The 4901-nt window shown below is 55.5% G+C and carries 5 protein-coding genes; 2 read left to right on the top strand and 3 right to left on the bottom strand.

The genetic code is table 11. From position 1 onward, the window contains the following. Positions 1-1842: Na+/H+ antiporter (locus tag L691_RS0119190; RefSeq protein ID WP_025691995.1), on the bottom strand; the 1842-nt coding region annotated here is incomplete at its 3' end. 265 nt (positions 1843-2107) lie between these two features. On the opposite strand from L691_RS0119190, the gene L691_RS0119185 reads away from it, so the two are divergent. After that, positions 2108-2863 carry an MBL fold metallo-hydrolase gene (locus L691_RS0119185; protein WP_025691994.1) on the top strand — a complete coding sequence of 252 codons (756 nt, stop codon included), beginning with the start codon at positions 2108-2110 and terminating at the stop codon, positions 2861-2863. 102 nt (positions 2864-2965) lie between these two features. Here the strand turns inward: L691_RS0119185 and L691_RS0119180 are convergent, their stop codons facing one another. Then, positions 2966-3385 (bottom strand): Rrf2 family transcriptional regulator, encoded by a 420-nt coding sequence (locus L691_RS0119180; protein ID WP_025691993.1) that lies wholly within the window; start codon positions 3383-3385, stop codon positions 2966-2968. A gap of 174 nt (positions 3386-3559) precedes the next feature. Here L691_RS0119180 and L691_RS0119175 point away from each other — a divergent pair, with 174 nt between their 5' ends. Continuing rightward, complete coding sequence (locus tag L691_RS0119175; protein WP_025691992.1) at positions 3560-4012, top strand: aminoacyl-tRNA deacylase; 453 nt, start codon at positions 3560-3562, stop codon at positions 4010-4012. A 46-nt stretch (positions 4013-4058) separates the two neighbouring features. Here the strand turns inward: L691_RS0119175 and map are convergent, their stop codons facing one another. After that, positions 4059-4805, bottom strand: coding sequence for a type I methionyl aminopeptidase (gene map / locus L691_RS0119170; RefSeq protein ID WP_025691991.1), 747 nt, complete (start codon positions 4803-4805; stop codon positions 4059-4061). Positions 4806-4901 lie beyond the last annotated feature (96 nt).

The following is a 4901-nucleotide window of genomic DNA, read 5'->3' as shown; positions in this document are numbered from 1 at the left end:
GGCGGCCGGACCGTTCTCCAGACGGTCAAGCATCAAGCCGTAGCGGGCAGCCACGCGTTCGTAACCGTCCCGGTTATCCTCGTTCATCCCCTTCTGGATGGCGTCGATCGCGGCGCGGCACATCCCGATCCGGGCATCCCGAACGCATCCGTCCGGGAGAACGCCGGAACCTCCGGCTCCTTGCGGAAGCTTCGAGAACATGCCGGAGAACAGCCGACCCAGCTTGTCAAGCGATAGTTTGAGCTGTGAATCCAGTCCTTTGGACAGAAATGCTTCCTTATGATCCAGAAGCTCTATCATCGCCTGTCCCGCCTCAGAAGGAATGAACCCGCCTGCGATAAGCCCGTTCAGCTCCCTCCGCTCAGCCTGCAGTCCGGTCAACCGCGCTTTCAGCGCGCACTGTTTGCCGTATTCTTCCTCCGGATTGTTAATAAGCCGGTTATCTTGTATTTCCGGCAGCGCCGGCAGGGTATCCGGGAGTCGTGAAGCAGCCGGAACCGCAGCGGCCCGGCTCCCCTCTGCCATCGCTCCGCGGAGTATAGCCATGCCGGTCTCCATAATTTGCGATCTGGCCGCCTGCTCCAATTCTACTTGGCTGTCTTCTTCTTTGCGGGCAATGAGCGGAAGCAGAACGCTTGCAACCACAAGGGTAGTCAGAATGACACCGGCAGCGAAAAAAATAATCAGATCGCGCTCCGGAAACGGCGAGCCGTCATCCAGCACAAGCGGAATGGAGAAAGCGCCGGCCAGGGTAACCGCTCCGCGTACGCCCGAAACCGAGGTAAGCACCCGCGACCTCATCGACGGCTTGCTTCCATTCTTAAACTGCCAGCCCCCTATACAGATCAAGTACACCCAGAGGAAACGCAGTACAATCAGCAGAGCCGTGATCGCCAGCACGTATAGGACCACCGTCAGGTTATCGACAGCCGTATCCCGGTATATTACCGATACCACATCCGGAATCGAAATACCGAGAATGAGGAATACCATACCGTTCAGAATGAACAGCAGCACCGACCATATGCTTGCCGATACGAGCTGGAGCTTGTACTGGGGAGAATCGGTCCGGTCTTTTTCAATCGCCTGAACGACGCCGCCTGCCACCACGGCCAGGATGCCCGACACTCCCAGCTCTTCGCTGACCAGGTAGATCAGAAACGGGGTCAGAATCTGCAACAGAACATGCACCGTGACATCCTCCATCCCCAGCCGCCGGATAAACACGCTTAGGCGAATCAGCAGGAATGACAGCGCGGCTCCGGCAAGCAGTCCGCCGGCAGCGATAAGAATAAAGCTGCCGATTGCTTGCGGCAGAGAGAACACGCCGGTGACCGCCGCCGCGACCGCAAACTTAAACGCAACGAGGCCGGAAGCGTCATTCATCAGCGACTCGCCTTCGAGAACGCGGTGGATGCTCTTCGGCAGATGGACCCGGCCTGCCAGAGCGCTTACAGCAACCGCATCCGTCGGCGACAATATCGCCGCAAGCGCGAACGCCGCCGCAATCGGTATCGACGGAATCATCCAGTGAATGGCATAGCCTGCCACCAGTACGGTCGCAAATACCAATCCAAGCGCCAGCAGCAGAATCGGAGCCCGCAGATTCCAAAGCTCGGCCCGCGGGGTTCGTCTTCCATCATTGAACAGAAGCGGAGCAATGAACAAGACAAAGAACAGCTCCGGTTCCAGCGTCAAGTGAATACCCCAAGGAAGGGCGGCGGCAATAACCCCGAAGCCGATCTGGATAAGCGGTACGGGTACGAAGGGAATGAACCGGTTAACAATTTTGGATAGGCCGATAAGACCGAGAAGGACAAGCACTGCGGTAAATGTCTCCAAAGAACCAGCCCCCCCATATATTTTCATATCATTATATCGTAATCGTAAATCTTCATACAGAAGCAGAAAAAAGCGGATAAAGTCCGTTAATGCAAATCAAAGGGCAGTAAGTTATGAATTACAGCGATATGCAGCTGCACACGCACTATATCGTTGCTTGACAAAAATATTTATTTATGATATAATTTTTTATTTTTGTATTGATTAATATCTCTTCTTCAACTAAGATAGTCACTGCAACGATTATCCGTCTAGGAGGAGTACAATGCAAATCGCCCAAGGAATTGAGATGCTGGAAATTACAGCCGAAGTGATGGGAAGAACGGATACCCTGTATCCCGTCCTGCTGTGGGATGAAGATCATGCCATGTTGGTCGACACGGGCTACCCCGGGCTGCTCGGTAAATTTAAGGAAGCTTTCGCCCATGCGGGCGTGGCTTGGTCCAAACTTGACACCGTAATGATTACACACCAGGATATTGACCATATTGGCGGGCTTCCCGCAATCCTCGGCGAGTCGCACGGGACGATCAAGGTGCTGGCGCATCCCATCGAGCAGCCTTATATCGAAGGGGAACGGATGCTGCTTAAGCACACGCCGGAAGCGATTGCCGCAGCCGAAGCCATGCTCCCGCCTCATGTGCCGGAGGAATGGCGGCGGGCCTTTCTGCACGTTCTCGCCCATCCCCCCAAGGCCAAAGTGAGCGCCTTGGTCGAAGACGGCCAAGAACTGCCGGTCGCAGGCGGCGTAATGGTCATCGAGACCCCCGGCCATAGCCCGGGGCATATCTGCCTGTATCATCCGGCCAGCCGTACCCTCATCGCCGGCGATAGCCTGACGGTGAAAGACGGCGTACTGCATGGTCCCGATCCCCGGGTAACGCCGGATATGGCCACCGCGCTGTCAAGCCTGCGGAGGCTTGCCGGCTACGCAATCGAGACGGTCATCTGCTACCACGGCGGGCTGTACCGTGGGGATGCGAACCAGCGTATCGCCGAACTGGCAGAAGAGCTTCAGTAAAGGTTCGCTGTTGCCCGCGATATCCGTGAAGCCTGCCATGCGTGTCCGTATCGGACTCCCGCCGAGCAGTCCGGGCTGCGGTGATCTGGAGACCGCCTGCCGTCAGACCGGGATTTGTGAGGCGATCTGCGCCAGCGTCACCTGGCCAAGAACGTCCTCCATCGCGTGCTGGGCGAGGGCAAATACCGGAATGATCGCCCCCGCGATATTCCGGCCGACGGGGCAGTCGGGACTCGGGTGATCGTGAACAGCGAACAGGGAATCCTGTCCGACGGCGTCGACCGCCAAATAAATATCGAGCAGCGTAATCTTCTCGGCGGATCGGGCCAGCTTGGCGCCCGCGACTCCCGGCCGAACCTTGATGAGACCCGCTTTGCCAAGCATGCTTGTAATCCGGCGGATCACTACCGGGTTCGTACCCACGCTTCCGGCGATCCATTCGGAGGTATTCTTGCTCTCTTTATCGATCTCAAGCAGGGCCAGGATATGGATGGCAACTGCAAATCGGGTGCTAATGTTCATAGAATGTCTCTCCTTTGCCGCCCAGTATGAAGAGGCAATTAGTTGTAACTATCATAGTTACCTTTACGATCATTGTCAACTATGGCGAGAATGGCCTGAACCTTTTGTAAGATCTTCATTCGATCCTCTCACAAATTAAGTTATAATATGGAAAAAGATTACTGGGAGGCGCTCATGAATCAATTAGAACAATTGGAACATCTGTTACAGGAAAAAGGAGTCGAATACGAAATCATAAAGCATGAAGGCCCTATTAAAACAGCGCAGGAAGGCGCAGCCTTTTTGGGAATCGAAATCGGACAAACCGCGCCCGCTTTGGTGCTGAGAGCCGGAAATGAGTACTTTGCTATGGTCGTTTCCGGTGACCGCGGACGCGTCAACCTGGAAGATGCGGCCGCTCTGCTCGGACATGACTCCCTAAAAATGGCAAGTCCCAAGCAGGTTCTGCAGCTTACCGGACAGGAAGTGGGCAGTGTATCGCTGATGCTTCCGCTCCCCTGCATTTTGGACCGGAGGCTCTTCCGCTATCCTTCTATTTACGGTGGTACGGGAGAGCCCGGTTCCACCTTGAAAATACCGCCGCAAGCGTTGGAACAACTGAATGAGGTCGTCGCCTACCTGGATTAAAGCCGAATGTCCTATACAGCCTCCGGACAGCGTCCGAAATTAGATTTCAGGCGCCTGTCAAGATGATGGGCCGTCCCTTGGTCACAATGATCGTATGCTCGAACTGCGCGACCCGGCTGTTATCGGGTACGGTCAATGTCCAGCCGTCCGGCTGCTGCTCGACGTATTGCGCGCCGGTTGACAGAAACGGCTCAATCGTTATGACCTGGTTCGGCTTCAGAACGGTTGTCTCGCGGGGGTTGTAGTAGGGCAGAATTTCATGCGGCGTATCGTGCAGCGTTCTGCCGATCCCGTGACTGCACAGATTCCGCACCACTTTGTAGCCGCGTTTGCGGGCCTCCGCTTCCATCACTTTGCCGATTTCGTTGACCCGCATTCCGGCGCGCAAATGGGAAATCACGCTCATCATCGTTTCTTCGGCGCTGGCGCACAGGCGCAGCAGCTTTTGGTTGTATGGAGGCAGCTGAAATGACACTGCGGCATCCCCATAATAACCATTCAGTTCGGCGGATACGTCGATGTTGATGAGGTCCCCGGCACGGATTACTTTGCGACCCGGAATGCCGTGCGCCACTTCTTCGTTCAGACTGATGCACGTATCACCCGGAAAATCATACATTTCTCTCGGGGCCGACTTCGCCCCGAAACGCTTCAGAATGTCCGCTCCTATCTTGTCAAGCTCCAGCGTCGTCATGCCGGGCTTTACGCTTTTTTTCATCTCAGCGATTGTGAACCCGACGACCTTCCCTGCCGCCTTCAATCCTTCCAAATCTTGCTCTGTATCACTTGTCATGAAATTCCCATTCCTCTCTTTATTAAATCGGCGAACGGACCGTGCAGCGGCGAATTACCGCGCTCTCCCGCTGCGGATGGCAATCGCATAATCGGG

The organism is Paenibacillus zanthoxyli JH29 (assembly GCF_000520715.1).
Lineage (GTDB): Bacteria > Bacillota > Bacilli > Paenibacillales > Paenibacillaceae > Paenibacillus_AQ > Paenibacillus_AQ zanthoxyli.
This window is presented reverse-complemented; position numbering and strand designations above follow the sequence as displayed.

What these genes read in the sequence shown, in the direction of transcription:
- map (WP_025691991.1), bottom strand. Translation starts at nt 4,805, where the DNA reads ATGACAAGTGATACAGAGCAAGATTTGGAAGGATTGAAGGCGGCAGGG.
- L691_RS0119180 (WP_025691993.1), bottom strand. Translation starts at nt 3,385, where the DNA reads ATGAACATTAGCACCCGATTTGCAGTTGCCATCCATATCCTGGCCCTG.
- L691_RS0119175 (WP_025691992.1), top strand. Translation starts at nt 3,560, where the DNA reads ATGAATCAATTAGAACAATTGGAACATCTGTTACAGGAAAAAGGAGTC.
- L691_RS0119185 (WP_025691994.1), top strand. Translation starts at nt 2,108, where the DNA reads ATGCAAATCGCCCAAGGAATTGAGATGCTGGAAATTACAGCCGAAGTG.